Source organism: Enterobacter cloacae complex sp. 397G4 (genome assembly GCF_050031515.1).
GTDB lineage: Bacteria > Pseudomonadota > Gammaproteobacteria > Enterobacterales > Enterobacteriaceae > Enterobacter > Enterobacter hormaechei_C.
This window is the reverse complement of record NZ_JBLGWE010000001.1, coordinates 195,091-209,596: the sequence shown is the minus strand read 5'-3', so window position 1 is coordinate 209,596 and position 14,506 is coordinate 195,091. Positions and strand designations below refer to the sequence as shown.

Genomic DNA, 14,506 nt, shown 5'->3' with positions numbered 1-14,506 from the left:
GCATTGTAGCGAACTCTTTAGTTGACATCTGAACAATAAACAATCAATTGAAGATTATTCAAGGAACAGTTTGCGCAGATACTTAGGCACGGCGTTATCGCCGTTGGTGCCGATCACTTCCAGCTCCGGGTGCAGATCTTTCAGGCGCTGGTGCGCGTTCTGCATGATGCAGCCTTTACCCGCCATGGAGAGCATCTCGGCATCGTTCATGCCATCGCCAAAGGCGATACAGTCTTTCAGATCAAAGCCCAGCCGTTTCGCTACCGCTTCCAGCGCGTGACCTTTGGACACCCCGCCCGCCATCACTTCCAGACAGGTCAGCGTGGAGAAGCTCACGTTCACGCGGTCGCCCCAGCGGGCGTTGATCGCCTGCTCCAGCGGCAGTAACTCCTCATGATTTACACAGGTGAAGAATACCTTGCTGATCCCTTCCGGCTCCAGCAGACCCGGCTCGTACAGTGAGTACTGGAATACGGCTTCCTTGAAGAAGCGCATCTCTTCCGGGCGATGGCGGTTCATAAACCACTCGTCGTCGCGGTAAACGTTAGTCACGATATCCGGGTTGTTATGCACAATGCCGAACAAATCGGTGGCGATGTCACGATCGAGATTATGGGTAAAAATCAGGTTGCCGTCCGTGTCATGTACGCGCGCACCGTTAGAGGTGATCATGTACGACTTGATCTCCAGGTTATCGCGGATCTGTCCCACGTCCACGTGGTGGCGACCGGTGGCGAACACAAAGTTCACGCCACGGGCAGTCAGGAGTTTTAGGGTCTCTTTCGCATAAGGCGACAGGGTGTGGTCGGGGGAAAGCAGCGTGCCATCTAAATCAGATGCAACAACCTGGTACATAGGGATTTCAACCTCTGGTGGAAAACAATAATCAGTTATGCCTGTTGAAAAATTCAACAATGGCGTTGAGCGCGACTGAGCGCATAGCGTCCTTTTCAAAAAGGATCTCATGGTACGCACCGTTGATGACCAGCGGTTTACCCCCTTCACAGGGATGGCCCGCAGCGGCGCGAAGTTCACAATAGCGGTCATGCATGCGGTTATCCACCACACGCTCTTCTTCCGCCTGGATCAGGAGCGTCGGCGTGTCATCATCGCCTACGCCCGCCAGCACCTGCTCACCGGCATGAATACCTTCCCGCACCCAGTGCCAGGTGGGGCCGCCGACCCGCAGACGCGGTTCATCGGCATAAAAACGCAGGTTGCGGCGATAACGCTGCCGGCTGTGGGTTAACACGTTGATGGCAAATGGCAATGCCCGCCAGCGTCCTGTTCCGATGGCATAGCCTTCTCGAATGCGCTGATGGCCCTCAGCCCAGTCGAGAAGATGGCGCACCATCCAGTCAGGAAAACGTATCACAATGCCGTACATCGGCGCGGTCAGCGCAATGGCGTCACACTGGTGCTTATGGCGCTGCAAAAACAACGTCGAGATCGCCCCCCCCATGGAGTGGGCAAGAATATAACGCTTGCGCCACGGTCCGGGCTGCACTTCCTGCTGCCAGAACGCGGCCAGATCGTCGACGTAATCGCTGAAGTTATCCACGTGGCCGCGATGGGTATCCGGCAACATCCTGCCAGAAAGCCCCTGCCCGCGATGGTCGATAATTAACACATCAAAGCCCAGATGGAACAGGTCATACGCCAGCTCGGCATATTTGATATAGCTTTCGATGCGCCCGGGGCAGACCACAATCACCCGGTCATTTTTTTCATCACGGAAACGAACGAAGCGTACCGGGATTTCCCCGACGCCCATAAACTCATCTTCCTCACGCTGGCGCCAGAAATCGGTCAGCGGCCCCATGGAGAAAGCAGCAAATGCGTTTTCTCGTGTTTCCCAGTCCTTTTTCTGCTGAAACATTGGGTTTCCACCCCCCGTAATTCAGGGAATATCGTTTTTTTCGTCACCGGTCACAAAATGACTCAACAATAGCGTATTGTGGCATAAAAACAGACGATCCGGGAGTTTCAAATGACCTTCGAATGGTGGTTCGCCTACCTGCTGACATCCATCATCCTCAGCCTTTCACCTGGCTCGGGCGCAATCAACACCATGACCACCTCCATTAATCACGGCTATCGCGGCGCGGCGGCGTCAATCGCCGGTTTACAGACCGGGCTTGGCATTCATATTGTGCTGGTGGGGATTGGTCTGGGCACGCTGTTCTCCCGTTCGGTGCTGGCCTTCGAGGTGCTGAAATGGGCTGGCGCAGCGTATCTTATCTGGCTGGGTATTCAGCAGTGGCGCGCCGCAGGCTCGATTGATCTGCATACGCTCTCCCGGACGCAAACACGCGGCCACCTGTTTAAACGCGCGGTGTTCGTTAACCTGACCAACCCGAAAAGCATCGTGTTCCTCGCCGCCCTGTTCCCGCAGTTTATCGTGCCGCATCAGCCACAGGTGATGCAGTACGTGGTGCTGGGCGCGACCACCATTATTGTCGATATCATTGTGATGATTGGTTACGCGACGCTGGCGCAGCGAATTGCGGCGTGGATCAAAGGGCCTAAACAGATGAAGGCCCTGAACAAAGTCTTTGGTTCGCTGTTTATGCTGGTTGGCGCGCTGCTTGCGTCAGCGCGTCATGCTTAGCGAGAAATGATGAGATGAATGCCGAAGCCGGCGAACAGCGCGCCGGCAAAGCCGTCGATCCACTTCGCGATGCGCTGGTAGCCGCGACGCATCGCCGGTAAGGCAAACAGGCTTGCCACAACGGTAAACCAGGCGAACGTCTCAACAACGATCAGCAGAAAGATCCCCCAGCGCGCGCCCGCGCCGACGTTATCCCCTACAAACAGCGAGAACACAGAGCCGAAGTAGATAATCGCTTTCGGGTTCGCCAGGTTGGTCAGTAGCCCTTTCACAAAGCTACGGCCGCCCGTTGCCAGCTCAACCTTTGGCTCTTCCGGCTTTTTCTCTTCTTTCTTCAGCGCCCCGCGCAGCATCTGGTAGCCCATCCAGCACAGGTACAGACCGCCGCCGACCATGATGATGTTATGCAGCCACGCCATTTTCGCCAGGATCAGGTTCAGACCGAGCAGCGCAACCGCCGCCCAGACCATGACGCCCATGGTAATACCGAGCACACCCATCATTGCCTCTTTGCGGGAGCGGCTGACGGCCGTTTGTGACACGAAGAAAAAGTCAGGGCCAGGGCTCATCAGCGCAACGATGTGCACTAACGCCACGGTGAGAAATAGCATTAACATAATTAGCTCGCGGGGAAATAATGTAGTGAGTCACCATCCTGGCACTTTTTCGCCCGGCTGACTACTCCTCGTCATCACCGTCGGCGTGAGAGCGGATGAGCGCCATAAACTCTTTCCCGAAGCGCTCCAGCTTACGCGTGCCAACGCCGTTGACGCTGAGCATCTCGCTGGCGCTGAGCGGCATTTGCTCGGCCATCTCGATAAGCGTCGCGTCGTTGAACACCACGTATGGCGGGATGTTCTCTTCATCCGCAATGGCTTTACGCAGCTTACGCAGCTTGGCGAACAGCTTGCGATCGTAGTTACCGCCGTAGGATTTCTGCATCACGCGCGGCTTCAGGGCGACAACGCGCGGAACGGCGAGCTTCAGTTCAACCTCGCCACGCAGGACCGGTCGCGCCGCTTCGGTCAGCTGAAGCGCAGAGTGCTGGGCAATGTTCTGCGTGGCAAAGCCGAGATGAATCAGCTGGCGGATGATACTCACCCAGTGCTCGTGGCTCTGGTCTTTACCGATGCCATAAACCGGCAGCTTGTCGTGACCCATATCGCGGATACGCTGGTTGTTAGCCCCGCGCAGCACTTCAACGACGTAGCCCATCCCAAAGCGCTGGTTCACGCGTCCGATAGTCGATAGCGCTTTGCGCGCGTCCATCAGGCCATCGTACTGCTTCGGCGGGTCGAGGCAGATATCGCAGTTGCCGCACGGTGCCTGACGCCCTTCACCAAAGTAGTTGAGCAGCACCAGACGGCGGCAGGTTTGCGCTTCGGCGAAGGCCCCCATCGCGTTAAGCTTGTGCCGTTCGATATCCTGCAACTGCCCCTGCGGTTTCTCCTCGAGACAGCGGCGCAGCCACGCCATATCCGCCGGATCGTAAAACAGCATCGCTTCCGCAGGCAGGCCGTCACGCCCGGCGCGGCCGGTTTCCTGATAGTAGGATTCGATATTGCGCGGAATGTCGAAATGCACCACAAAGCGCACGTTGGGCTTGTTGATCCCCATCCCGAACGCCACCGTTGCGACCACGATTTGCAGGTCGTCGCGCTGGAATTTCTCCTGCACGTCGGCGCGGATATGGTTCTCCAGCCCGGCGTGATAGGCCGCGGCGCTAAAGCCACGGTTTTGCAGACGCGCGGCGGTGTCTTCCACCTTCGCCCGGCTGTTGCAGTAGATGATGCCGGACTTACCGCGCTGCTCCTGCACGTAGCGTAAGAGCTGATCCAGCGGCTTGAACTTCTCCATCAGCATATAGCGGATGTTGGGGCGGTCGAAGCTGCTGACCTGAATATACGGGTCGTTCAGCCCCAGCAGGCGAACGATGTCCTGACGCGTGGTGTCGTCCGCCGTGGCGGTAAGCGCCATAAACGGCAGCTCGGGGAAGCGCTGACGAAGCTGGCCAAGAGCGGCGTATTCCGGGCGGAAATCGTGCCCCCACTGGGAGATACAGTGCGCTTCATCCACCGCCAGCAGCACAGGATTCCAGTGCGCCAGATGATCGAGGAAGTTGTCCAGCATCAGGCGTTCTGGCGCGATATACAGCAGGCGGATCTGCCCGGTGCGGCACCCGGTCATTACCTCTTGCTGTTGCTCGCGGGTCTGCGTCGAGTTCAGGCAGGCCGCCGCCACGCCGTTGGCAAGCAGCTGGTCGACCTGGTCTTTCATCAGGGAAATAAGGGGCGATACCACGACCGTCAGGCCATTAAGCACCAGCGCGGGCACCTGATAGCAGAGCGATTTTCCGCCGCCGGTTGGCATGACCACCAGGCAATCGCGGCCTTCCAGCACGGTTTCAATGATGGTTTCCTGGCCAGGGCGGAACTGCTGGTAGCCAAAGGTTTCCTGCAAAACCTGTTTAGCCAGCGATTCCTGATTCAATACTTCCGCCTGCGCCACGTTAACCCCATATGCCAGAAATGAAACAGGCGCTATTTTCAGCGCCTGAGAGAGAAACTTCAACGTTTAACGCAAAAACATTCGAGCAGCTTAGAAAATATCGTTCAGCATGACGCCCACACCGACGCGGGTCTGATTGAAATTGTAGTCGATCAGCGATTCGCCATACCCGCTATACACCTGAGTATAAAGACGAACGTGTTTCGTTACCGGGTAGCTCAGGCCCAGCTCTGCACCGCCGTAGCCGGTATTCCAGTTGTACTGGCCTTTGGCGCTCAGCACCGCGTCACCCAGCTGATAGCCCACTTTAAGCTGATAGTAGCCCATATATTTGGTGATATCCGGGTTGTCATCGGTGCTGCCCACCACGTACCACGGCTTCACTTCCACCATGAAATTGCCGTTCTGCGCCATCAGACGCGTATAGATGCGGTTCCAGCTGCGTGAGGTTGGGTCGGAACGACCGTTGGAATCGTGGTTATAGCCCACCTCCACGTCTCGCAGCGTCCAGCCTGCAAACTCATAATCGGTGGCGAAACCGAGGAACAGCTGCGGTTCATAGTTGGTTTCGCGGAACGGTGAAGATTCCCCGCTGTTGGAGAGCTGCCACCATGACTTCTGCGTGTAAGACGCGCCAAGCACCGAGTTCGGCCCCAGGATGCCGCGCCAGAACGGGAAGGCGAGGCTGAGCTGGAACTTCACCTCATCTTTACGCGCATTATCAGACCAGTTATAGGAGCTTATAGCCTCTTTGTTGAGATCGCTGGTCTGGGTGTAGATCACGTAGTTTGTGTCATAAGGGTACAGCGTGAACGGATTGTCATGCTCCTGAAGCATATTGGCGATGATGCTGCCCTTAACGGCAGGTTTATCATGCACCTCTTTGATCGTCGCTTCCTGCGCATATGCTGTGAGGGGCAGCGCAACCGCCGCCAGTAACCAACCCAGATACGTCCGCATCGGTGGTGTTCTCCTGAAATGGTGACATTTAATGAATAGTTTTGTCCGGGCATTCTACAGACTTCTGCGATAACTTCCGCTTCCTCGTTTCTTAAAGTGGCATTCCTTTATCCAGAAGCATAAAATCAACATTTTGTTAACAACAAGGATGCCACGTCAGATGTCAGCCACACTCACCGCCGAAGAAACCTTAAAGCTCGTGGGCGAGATTTTTGTGTACCACATGCCGTTCAACCGTGCACTGGGTCTTGAGCTGGAGCGATACGAAAAAGACTTCGCTCAGCTGAGTTTCAATAATCAGCCAATGATGGTCGGTAACTGGGCGCAAAGCATTTTGCACGGCGGGGTCATTGCCTCCGCGCTGGACGTGGCGGCCGGTCTGGTGTGCGTGGGTAGCACGCTGACGCGCCATGACACCATCAACGAAGATGAGTTACGCCAGCGCCTGTCGCGCATGGGCACCATCGATTTACGCGTCGACTACCTGCGTCCGGGACGCGGAAACCGCTTCACCTGCACCAGCAGCCTGCTGCGCGCCGGGAATAAAGTTGCCGTCGCCCGCGTTGAGCTGCATAACGAGGAGCAGGTTTATATCGCCAGCGCAACCGCCACTTATATGGTGGGTTGAGACGGCAAATTCGGGTAAAATTACTTCACTTTTTTGTAACGGATTTTCCCGATGGATGCTAAACAGACGCGGCAGGGCGTTTTACTCGCCCTTGCCGCTTATTTTATTTGGGGTATCGCACCGGCGTACTTCAAACTTATCGCCTATGTCCCGGCGGACGAGATCCTCACTCACCGCGTCATCTGGTCCTTTTTCTTCATGATTGCGCTGATGAGTATCAGCCGTCAGTGGTCAGGCGTCAAAACGCTGCTGAAAACCCCGAAGAAGGTCTTCCTGCTCGCCCTCTCTGCGGTGCTGATTGGCGGAAACTGGCTGCTGTTTATCTGGGCGGTGAATAACCATCACATGCTCGAAGCCAGCCTGGGCTACTTTATTAACCCGCTGGTCAATATTTTGCTGGGGATGATTTTCCTTGGTGAGCGCTTTCGCCGGATGCAGTGGGTGGCGGTGATTCTGGCCTTCTGCGGCGTGCTGGTACAGCTGTGGACCTTCGGCTCACTGCCGGTTATCGCCCTGGGGCTGGCGTTCAGCTTTGCCTTCTACGGCCTGGTGCGTAAAAAAATTGCCGTGGAAGCGCAGACGGGAATGCTATTTGAAACCCTGTGGCTGCTGCCTGTCGCCGCGATCTACCTGTTCGGTATTGCCGACAGCGCCACCAGCCACATGGGCAGCAACCCATGGTGGCTGAACCTGATGCTGATGGCCGCAGGCGTGGTCACAACGATCCCCCTGCTGTGCTTTACCGGCGCGGCAACGCGTCTGCGCCTCTCCACGCTGGGCTTCTTCCAGTACATTGGCCCCACGCTGATGTTCCTGCTGGCGGTGGTGTTTTACGGCGAGGTGCCGGGTGCGGATAAGATGGTGACGTTCGCCTTTATCTGGGTGGCGCTGGCCATCTTTGTTGCGGATGCGATTTATACCCAGCGCAGGGTGCGCAAAGGGCTGTGATGTTGCCCTCACCCTAACCCTCTCCCACAGGGAGAGGGGGCCGTCTGTGCAGGCATTATTTTGTGGGGAACCCTCTCCCACAGGGAGAGGGAATTCGATCGTAGGGCGGGTAAGCGCAGCGCCACCCGCCAGATTTTTACAGCCAGTTCTTCCGCTTAAAGTACAGATACGGCGCCAGCCCGGCGAGGATCATAAAGATAATCGCCCCCGGGTAGCCAAAGCTCCACTTCAGTTCCGGCATAAACTCGAAGTTCATCCCGTAGCTGGACGCCACCAGCGTCGGCGGCAGGAACACCACGGACACCACCGAGAAGATCTTGATGATGCGGTTCTGCTCGATGTTGATAAAGCCCATCGCCGCCTGCATCAGGAAGTTGACCTTCTGGAACAGGGATTCGTTGTGCGGCAGCAGGGATTCGATATCGCGTAAGATCTCACGCGCCTGCTCCAGCTGACCGCCCGGCAGACGCGCCTTGCGCACCAGGAAGTTCAGCGCGCGCTGGGTATCCATCAGACACAAACGCACCTTCCAGCCGATATCTTCCAGCTCAGCCAGCGTGGACAACGCTTCGTCGTACTCATCGCCCTGATGGCCTTCCATGATCACGCGGCTCAGCTTTTCCAGGTCGCTGTAGATGTTTTCGATTTCATCCGCCAGCTGTTCGATTTTGGTTTCGAACAGATCCAGCAGCAGCTCATAAGCGTTGCCGTCCATCATCGCCTGGCTGCGGGCACGCATACGGTAGAGACGAAACGCAGGCAGTTCGCGCTCGCGCAGGGTGAACAGGCGGCCATCGCGGATGGTAAACGCCACGGTGGAGTTCCCCGCGTGGTCTTCGGCATCCTCGAAAAAGAAGAAGGAGTGAATGTGCAGGCCGTCTTCGTCTTCAAAAAAACGGGCGGATGCTTCGATGTCTTCCAGTTCCGGGCGTGTCGCCAGGCTTTGCCCCAGTTCAGATTGTACGCGAAGGCGCTCATCGTCGTCCGGCTCGACCAGATCCACCCATACGGCATCAATGAGGGGCTGTGACTCTTCGGCTTCAAGCCGAGTCAGTCGGTTATTTTCGAGTTGAAATGCGCTCAACATGACCGGGACTCCCAATGCAAAAAATATCGGACAGTTCGGTGGGCACACAGAAACAAATTGGGTTTCAGACCATTAAACAGCCTGACTCAGCGCGACGGGAATGGTGCAGTCGCTGACAACCACTAAGGCCATCAGCAAGAGGAGATAGCCTTAGGAGTTGTTCCTGGATGACAGGGAATTGAGCCAGTATCTACTGGGTGTGTCCAAGGCGAATGTCCTCTTAGCGTAATCGTGCGCGCATGTTACGCCAGCAATAACTGTGGCGTCAACACGCAACGGAACGCTGAAGGGCATTAATTGACCTTCAACGTATAAGGCTAGCAGATTATTACAAAATAGTGATATTTTTCTGAAAGTTACACACTTTCCAGCTTGGCATAGGCTGCCACCAGCCATTTGATCCCCTGCCCCTGGAACGCTACCTGCAAACGGCTGTGCTCGCCGCTGCCTTCCAGGTTGACGATGGTGCCTTCGCCAAACTTCGAGTGGCGCACGCGCTGGCCCAGCTTGTAACCGGTGTCGGTTTCAGAGATCGGCGAGCCCATACGCTGATGGCTGACCGGACGGCTGATGCTGGCGCGCAGGCGCACCTCTTCCACACACTCTTCCGGCAGTTCGCCGATAAAGCGCGACGGACGGTGATACACCTCTTTCCCGTACAGGCGGCGAGTTTCCGCGTAGGTCAGGGTCAGTTTCTGCATCGCACGGGTCACGCCCACGTAGGCCAGACGACGCTCCTCTTCCAGACGCCCGCCTTCATCCAGCGACATCTGGCTCGGGAACATCCCCTCTTCCATCCCGACGATGAACACCTGCGGGAACTCCAGACCTTTTGCGGAGTGCAGGGTCATCAGCTGAACCGCATCCTGCCAGGTATCGGCCTGCCCTTCACCCGCCTCCAGCGCGGCGTGAGAGAGGAATGCCTGCAACGGCATCAGGTCTTCGTCTTCTTCGTTGTAGCTGAACTGGCGCGTTGCCGTCACCAGTTCCTCTAAGTTCTCAATACGGGTCTGGCCCTTCTCGCCTTTTTCCTGCTCGTACATGGTGCGCAAGCCGGAATCTTTGATCACCCGGTCGGTCTGGACGTGCAGCGGCATGTCGGCCGTTTCCTGCGCCAGCGCGTCGATTAACTCCAGGAAGCGCTGCAATGCGCTGGCGGCGCGCCCGGCAAGGGCTTTTTCCTGTAACAGCTCGCGGCACGCCTGCCACAACGTGAGCTGACGATCGCGCGAGGCCTGACGCACCACGTCCAGCGTACGATCGCCGATGCCGCGCGTCGGCGTGTTCACCACGCGCTCAAACGCCGCATCGTCGTTACGGTTGGCAATCAGACGCAAATACGAGAGCGCATCTTTGATCTCCTGACGTTCGAAGAAGCGCATACCGCCATAAATGCGGTACGGCATGCTCACCTGCAACAACGCCTCTTCCAGCACGCGCGACTGGGCGTTGCTGCGATAGAGAATGGCACACTGCTCCAGCGCGCCGCCGTTCTCCTGCCAGGTTTTAATGCGGTTCACCACGAAGCGGGCTTCGTCGAGCTCGTTGAAGGCGCAGTAAATCGAAATCGGTTCGCCGTCGACGCCATCGGTCCACAGCTTTTTACCCAGGCGCCCGTTGTTGTTCTCAATCAGGGCGTTGGCCGCGCTCAGAATGTTGCTGGTAGAACGGTAGTTCTGCTCCAGACGGATGGTTTGCGCGCCGGGAAAATCGTTGAGGAAGCGCTGGATGTTCTCCACCTGCGCGCCGCGCCAGCCGTAGATAGACTGATCGTCATCGCCTACGATCATCACCTTGCCGGTATCCCCGGCCAGCAGGCGGATCCAGGCGTACTGGATGTTGTTGGTATCCTGGAATTCGTCCACCAGGATGTTGGTAAAGCGTTCACGGTAGTGTTGCAGGATATGCGGTTTGTTCAGCCACAGCTCGTGGGCGCGCAGCAGCAGCTCGGCGAAATCCACCAGACCGGCGCGGTCGCACGCTTCCTGATAGGCCTTGTAGACGTTCTGCCAGGTCTGCTCGACCGGGTTACCGAAGCTCTGGATATGATGCGGACGCAGCCCTTCGTCTTTCTGACCGTTGATGTACCACATCGCCTGACGCGGCGGCCACTGCTTCTCATCGAGGTTCATCGCCTTGATCAGGCGTTTCAGCAAGCGCAGCTGATCTTCGCTGTCGAGGATCTGGAAATCCTGCGGCAGGTTAGCGTCCATATGGTGCGCGCGCAGCAGACGGTGCGCCAGGCCGTGGAAGGTGCCAACCCACATGCCGCCCTGGCTGGTGCCCATCAGCTGCGCGATACGGTGGCGCATCTCCGCCGCCGCCTTGTTGGTGAACGTCACGGCCATAATCGAGTACGGCGAGCAGTTCTCCACGCTCTGTAGCCAGGCGATACGGTGAACCAGCACGCGCGTCTTACCACTGCCCGCTCCAGCCAGTACCAGCAGGTTTGTACGCGAGGCGGCAACCGCGTCACGCTGTTTATCATTAAGGCTGTCGAGCAGGTAAGAAACGTCCATTGGCACCGTCACGTCATGTCGGGCAGGCAAATGTTTCCATTCGCCAAAACCCTGTTAATTTATACAGAACAATTGATGATTATATCAGCGTCGTGAGGGATGCCAACCGTGAAATTTCCACGTGCGGCAGAAGACGGCTATCCGGGGTAGTCATCAGATCGGCATTTTCCGGCTTGATCCAGCAGGCCTGCATGCCGCAGCGGATCGCCCCGGCGACGTCCGTGGTCAGGTCGTCGCCCACGTGCAGGATCTCACCGAGCGGCAAATCCAGTTTTTCCGCTGCCAGATGATACATATCGTTGAACGGCTTCGAGCGTCCGTGCGGGCCCGCGCGCAGCACGAACTGAAAATAGTTCCCCAGACCAAACAGTTCAGGCTGAGCATTGCCGTTGGTGATGGCCACCAGCGGCCACTTTTCGGCGAGCTTCGCCAGCGTGTCGTGGGTCTCCTGCGGCACGTCGATCCGACTGCGCCATTTGGCGAAGTTTTCCATGGCCGCTTCGGCCCCCGTGGCCGCATCCTGCGCGCTCAGGCCGGCGTTGAGCATCGCCTGCTCAACCGCACGGCGGCGCCATTCGGTCACGTCGTGGTAAATCTCCGGTTCGGTTTCCCGCAGGGACTGACGCAGCTGCTGGAAGTCTTTGTTCTGCATCGCTTTCAGCGCAGGATGGTAGTTCTGCACAAACGCCAGCGACTCCTGCTCGGTACGCAGGATCACCGGGCGGTTATCGTAAAGAGTGTCATCAAGGTCAAACGTCAGGGCTGATATCAGACCGAGTGGGCGGTAAAAACGCATTATTTCCCCCGTTTGGCGCGTGGATGCGCCGCGTCATACACCGAGGCAAGGTGTTGGAAGTCTAAGTGGGTATAGATTTGGGTGGTCGACAGATTCGCGTGACCAAGCAGCTCCTGTACGCCGCGCAGGTCGCCGCTTGATTCCAGCATGTGCGTCGCAAAGGAGTGGCGCAGCTTGTGGGGGTGAACGTGGCTGTTCAGCCCCTGCTTAATGCCCCACTCCGCAAAGCGCTTCTGCACGTTACGCGCCGAGATCCGCTTGCCGAGTTTCGACAGGAACAGCGCATCTTCGTCGGCGCCAAACAGCCCGCGAAGGTCCAGCCAGTGCTCAATCCAGGAGACCGCATTGCGGCCGATCGGCAGGCGGCGCTCTTTGCTGCCCTTGCCCATTACCCACACCTCGCCGGACTCCAGATCGAGGTGCTTTAAGTCGAGGTTCACCAGCTCAGAGAGACGCAGGCCCGCACCGTACATCACCTCCAGCATCGCGCGGTCGCGCACGGCCAGCGGATCGTTAAGATCGATATCCAGCAGGCGGTTTACGTCGTCGACGTCGATATTTTTCGGCAGATGACGCGGGGCTTTCGGCGTGGCGATCCCTTTTGCCGGGTTGGCTTTCAGACCGCCCTGACTGACCAGCCAGTCGAAGAAACTGCGCAGGGCAGAGAGCCGGAGCGCCAGGCTCGCCGGGCTGAGATTTTTTTTACGGCTACGCACGACGAACCCGCGTACCGTGGCGGCGTCACATTGTTGCCAGCTTTTCAGGCCGATTTCATCGGCAAGCTGCATGATGGCATCAAGCTGACGCTGATAGTTGAGCAGCGTAATAGGGCTGAGCTGGCGTTCTACGCCCAGATAGCGCAGAAAGCGGTTGACGTCAGTGGCGAGCAGTCCGTCCGTCATACGCGCTCAATCCAGCGCTCCAGCAGCTCAGGCAGCATCAGGGCGATCTCCTGCAACAGTTGCGTGCCCTGCCCCTGTTCATAATGATGCGCGTCGCGGCTGGTAAATAACATCACGCCCAGGTCACCATCGCGCCCCATCAGCGACATCGCCACCGAGCCGATAGCTTTGGCTTCCGGCAGCACCACCAGCAGTTCTGGCCCGTTAAGCGGCCCCAGATAGTGGTGCTCATGGCCCAGACGCTGAATGCGCAGCGGCTCAAACGCCTGACGGCTCAGCGCCAGATGGGTAAACCCGGACGGCGCGCCAATGCGCCAGCGGTCAGGGAAGAGACGGATCGTCGCGCCTGCCAGCCCCAGATCGCGCGCCCAGCGGTGGAAGCGGTTGAGGAACTCTTCTAGACTGTGCGCGGAAGCCAGACGCGCCTGAAGGTGCAGTAGACGGTAGAACAGGCTTTCGTTATTGCTGGCCTGCTCCATCAGCAGCGTCATGTTCTCTTCGAGCTGATTGATGTGGTTGCGCGAGCGCGCCATGTGCCATTCAACCAGCGACACGGTCTCGCGAACCGGATGCGGCACGCGCATCCGTTCGACGACGCGTGCATTGCGGATAAAAAACTCAGGATTGTGCAGCAGGTAATCCACAACAGCGCTGTCGTCCAGCTCTGATACAGGTTCCCGCAGTTCTTCCCCTGGTTGCTTCATAGATGGATAAACCCGTCATAAACATGTGTCGCCGGGCCAGTCATGTACAGTGGATGACCCGCTCCTTTCCAGGCGATATCAAGACGTCCGCCCGGTAATTCCACGCGAACCTCTTCTGCCAGTAACCCCTGTGAGATACCGACGGCCACCGCCGCACAGGCACCGCTTCCGCAGGCCTGGGTTTCGCCCGCGCCGCGCTCGTAAACCCGCAGGCGAATGTGTTCACGCTTCACCACCTGCATGAAACCGATGTTCGCCCGCTCCGGGAAGCGCTCATGGCTTTCCAGCACCGGGCCGAGCGTTTCAACCGCCGCGGTTTGCACATCATCCACCTGAATCACGCAGTGCGGGTTACCCATTGAGACGACGCCGCACAATACTGTCTGCTCGGCGGCACGCATAATATAGGTCTTTTCCGCTTTGTTGGCGCGAAACGGCACGGCAGAGGGGTCGAAGTTCGGCTCGCCCATGTTCACGCGCACCAGTTCGTCGTCGGTGACGCTGAGCACCATCCGGCCGTTGGCGGTGCTGACGCGGATATCGCGCTTGTTGGTCAGCCCTTTCAGCCGAACAAAGCGGGCAAAACAGCGCGCGCCGTTGCCGCACTGGGAAACTTCGCTGCCGTCGGCGTTAAAAATGCGGTAGTGAAAGTCCAGGTCAGGATCGTAAGGCGGCTCCACCACCAGCAGCTGGTCAAACCCCACGCCCATGTGTCGATCCGCCAGGCGACGGATCAATTCCGGGGAGAAAAAGACATTCTGCGTTACCGCGTCGACGACCATAAAGTCGTTGCCAAGGCCATGCATTTTAGAGAACTGCATCATTTGCTCCATTGCGCGGGTA

15 protein-coding genes are annotated in these 14,506 nt (G+C 57.7%); 3 read left to right on the top strand and 12 right to left on the bottom strand.

From position 1 onward, the window contains the following. Positions 1–54: 54 nt before the first annotated feature. The gene (gene yigL / locus ACQG1Y_RS01030; RefSeq protein ID WP_015570001.1) at positions 55–855 is read right to left on the bottom strand and encodes a sugar/pyridoxal phosphate phosphatase YigL; all 801 of its coding nucleotides are present in this window, start codon (positions 853–855) and stop codon (positions 55–57) included. A 31-nt stretch (positions 856–886) separates the two neighbouring features. Next, positions 887–1,879: a lysophospholipase L2 gene (gene pldB, locus ACQG1Y_RS01025; protein ID WP_015570002.1), complete on the bottom strand. Its 993-nt coding sequence runs from the start codon at positions 1,877–1,879 to the stop codon at positions 887–889. A 111-nt stretch (positions 1,880–1,990) separates the two neighbouring features. Between pldB and rhtB the strand changes: the two genes are divergently transcribed. Next, positions 1,991–2,611 (top strand): homoserine/homoserine lactone efflux protein, encoded by a 621-nt coding sequence (gene rhtB, locus ACQG1Y_RS01020; RefSeq protein WP_006812363.1) that lies wholly within the window; start codon positions 1,991–1,993, stop codon positions 2,609–2,611. On the opposite strand, the gene rhtC is transcribed toward rhtB, so the two are convergent. From rhtC to pldA, 3 genes are all read right to left on the bottom strand, one after another. Further along, the gene (rhtC, locus tag ACQG1Y_RS01015) at positions 2,608–3,228 is read right to left on the bottom strand and encodes a threonine export protein RhtC (RefSeq protein ID WP_006179256.1); all 621 of its coding nucleotides are present in this window, start codon (positions 3,226–3,228) and stop codon (positions 2,608–2,610) included. The genes rhtB and rhtC overlap by 4 nt on opposite strands. Before the next feature lie 61 nt (positions 3,229–3,289). After that, positions 3,290–5,119, bottom strand: a complete 1,830-nt coding sequence (gene recQ, locus ACQG1Y_RS01010; protein ID WP_032620661.1) for an ATP-dependent DNA helicase RecQ — start codon at positions 5,117–5,119, stop codon at positions 3,290–3,292. 90 nt (positions 5,120–5,209) lie between these two features. Further along, complete coding sequence (gene pldA / locus ACQG1Y_RS01005; RefSeq protein WP_003860803.1) at positions 5,210–6,079, bottom strand: phospholipase A; 870 nt, start codon at positions 6,077–6,079, stop codon at positions 5,210–5,212. Positions 6,080–6,239: 160 nt separating this feature from the next. On the opposite strand from pldA, the gene yigI reads away from it, so the two are divergent. Both yigI and rarD read left to right on the top strand, forming a co-directional pair. Beyond that, the gene (gene yigI, locus ACQG1Y_RS01000; protein WP_006812366.1) at positions 6,240–6,707 is read left to right on the top strand and encodes an acyl-CoA thioesterase YigI; all 468 of its coding nucleotides are present in this window, start codon (positions 6,240–6,242) and stop codon (positions 6,705–6,707) included. A 51-nt stretch (positions 6,708–6,758) separates the two neighbouring features. Continuing rightward, positions 6,759–7,655 carry an EamA family transporter RarD gene (gene rarD, locus ACQG1Y_RS00995; RefSeq protein ID WP_032672140.1) on the top strand — a complete coding sequence of 299 codons (897 nt, stop codon included), beginning with the start codon at positions 6,759–6,761 and terminating at the stop codon, positions 7,653–7,655. 136 nt (positions 7,656–7,791) lie between these two features. Here rarD and corA read toward each other — a convergent pair whose 3' ends face one another. The 7 genes from corA to dapF all read right to left on the bottom strand — a co-directional run bounded on the left by corA (position 7,792) and on the right by dapF (position 14,484). Then, a complete protein-coding gene (corA, locus tag ACQG1Y_RS00990; protein WP_003860807.1) occupies positions 7,792–8,742 on the bottom strand; it encodes a magnesium/cobalt transporter CorA in 951 nt (316 codons plus the stop codon). 150 nt (positions 8,743–8,892) lie between these two features. After that, the gene (ysgD, locus tag ACQG1Y_RS00985; protein ID WP_212743980.1) at positions 8,893–8,949 is read right to left on the bottom strand and encodes a YsgD/CorL family protein; all 57 of its coding nucleotides are present in this window, start codon (positions 8,947–8,949) and stop codon (positions 8,893–8,895) included. A 149-nt stretch (positions 8,950–9,098) separates the two neighbouring features. Next, positions 9,099–11,261, bottom strand: a complete 2,163-nt coding sequence (gene uvrD, locus ACQG1Y_RS00980) for a DNA helicase II (RefSeq protein ID WP_017383586.1) — start codon at positions 11,259–11,261, stop codon at positions 9,099–9,101. A gap of 79 nt (positions 11,262–11,340) precedes the next feature. After that, on the bottom strand, positions 11,341–12,057 hold the full coding sequence (yigB, locus tag ACQG1Y_RS00975) for a 5-amino-6-(5-phospho-D-ribitylamino)uracil phosphatase YigB (RefSeq protein ID WP_126765769.1): 717 nt from the start codon (positions 12,055–12,057) through the stop codon (positions 11,341–11,343). After that, positions 12,057–12,959: a tyrosine recombinase XerC gene (xerC, locus tag ACQG1Y_RS00970; RefSeq protein WP_017383588.1), complete on the bottom strand. Its 903-nt coding sequence runs from the start codon at positions 12,957–12,959 to the stop codon at positions 12,057–12,059. The genes yigB and xerC overlap by 1 nt, the downstream gene beginning before the upstream one ends. Beyond that, entirely contained in the window at positions 12,956–13,663 is a 708-nt protein-coding gene (locus tag ACQG1Y_RS00965; RefSeq protein ID WP_045348417.1) for a DUF484 domain-containing protein, read from the bottom strand. The genes xerC and ACQG1Y_RS00965 overlap by 4 nt, the downstream gene beginning before the upstream one ends. Continuing rightward, a complete protein-coding gene (gene dapF / locus ACQG1Y_RS00960) occupies positions 13,660–14,484 on the bottom strand; it encodes a diaminopimelate epimerase (RefSeq protein ID WP_023295730.1) in 825 nt (274 codons plus the stop codon). Before dapF ends, ACQG1Y_RS00965 begins: the two co-directional genes overlap by 4 nt. Positions 14,485–14,506 lie beyond the last annotated feature (22 nt).

Excerpts from the sequence above, each read along its gene's own strand:
- pldB (WP_015570002.1), bottom strand. The coding sequence starts at position 1,879 with ATGTTTCAGCAGAAAAAGGACTGGGAAACACGAGAAAACGCATTTGCT.
- corA (WP_003860807.1), bottom strand. The coding sequence starts at position 8,742 with ATGTTGAGCGCATTTCAACTCGAAAATAACCGACTGACTCGGCTTGAA.
- rhtC (WP_006179256.1), bottom strand. The coding sequence starts at position 3,228 with ATGTTAATGCTATTTCTCACCGTGGCGTTAGTGCACATCGTTGCGCTG.
- rhtB (WP_006812363.1), top strand. The coding sequence starts at position 1,991 with ATGACCTTCGAATGGTGGTTCGCCTACCTGCTGACATCCATCATCCTC.
- dapF (WP_023295730.1), bottom strand. The coding sequence starts at position 14,484 with ATGCAGTTCTCTAAAATGCATGGCCTTGGCAACGACTTTATGGTCGTC.
- yigI (WP_006812366.1), top strand. The coding sequence starts at position 6,240 with ATGTCAGCCACACTCACCGCCGAAGAAACCTTAAAGCTCGTGGGCGAG.
- yigL (WP_015570001.1), bottom strand. The coding sequence starts at position 855 with ATGTACCAGGTTGTTGCATCTGATTTAGATGGCACGCTGCTTTCCCCC.
- rarD (WP_032672140.1), top strand. The coding sequence starts at position 6,759 with ATGGATGCTAAACAGACGCGGCAGGGCGTTTTACTCGCCCTTGCCGCT.
- pldA (WP_003860803.1), bottom strand. The coding sequence starts at position 6,079 with ATGCGGACGTATCTGGGTTGGTTACTGGCGGCGGTTGCGCTGCCCCTC.
- xerC (WP_017383588.1), bottom strand. The coding sequence starts at position 12,959 with ATGACGGACGGACTGCTCGCCACTGACGTCAACCGCTTTCTGCGCTAT.
- yigB (WP_126765769.1), bottom strand. The coding sequence starts at position 12,057 with ATGCGTTTTTACCGCCCACTCGGTCTGATATCAGCCCTGACGTTTGAC.
- uvrD (WP_017383586.1), bottom strand. The coding sequence starts at position 11,261 with ATGGACGTTTCTTACCTGCTCGACAGCCTTAATGATAAACAGCGTGAC.
- ACQG1Y_RS00965 (WP_045348417.1), bottom strand. The coding sequence starts at position 13,663 with ATGAAGCAACCAGGGGAAGAACTGCGGGAACCTGTATCAGAGCTGGAC.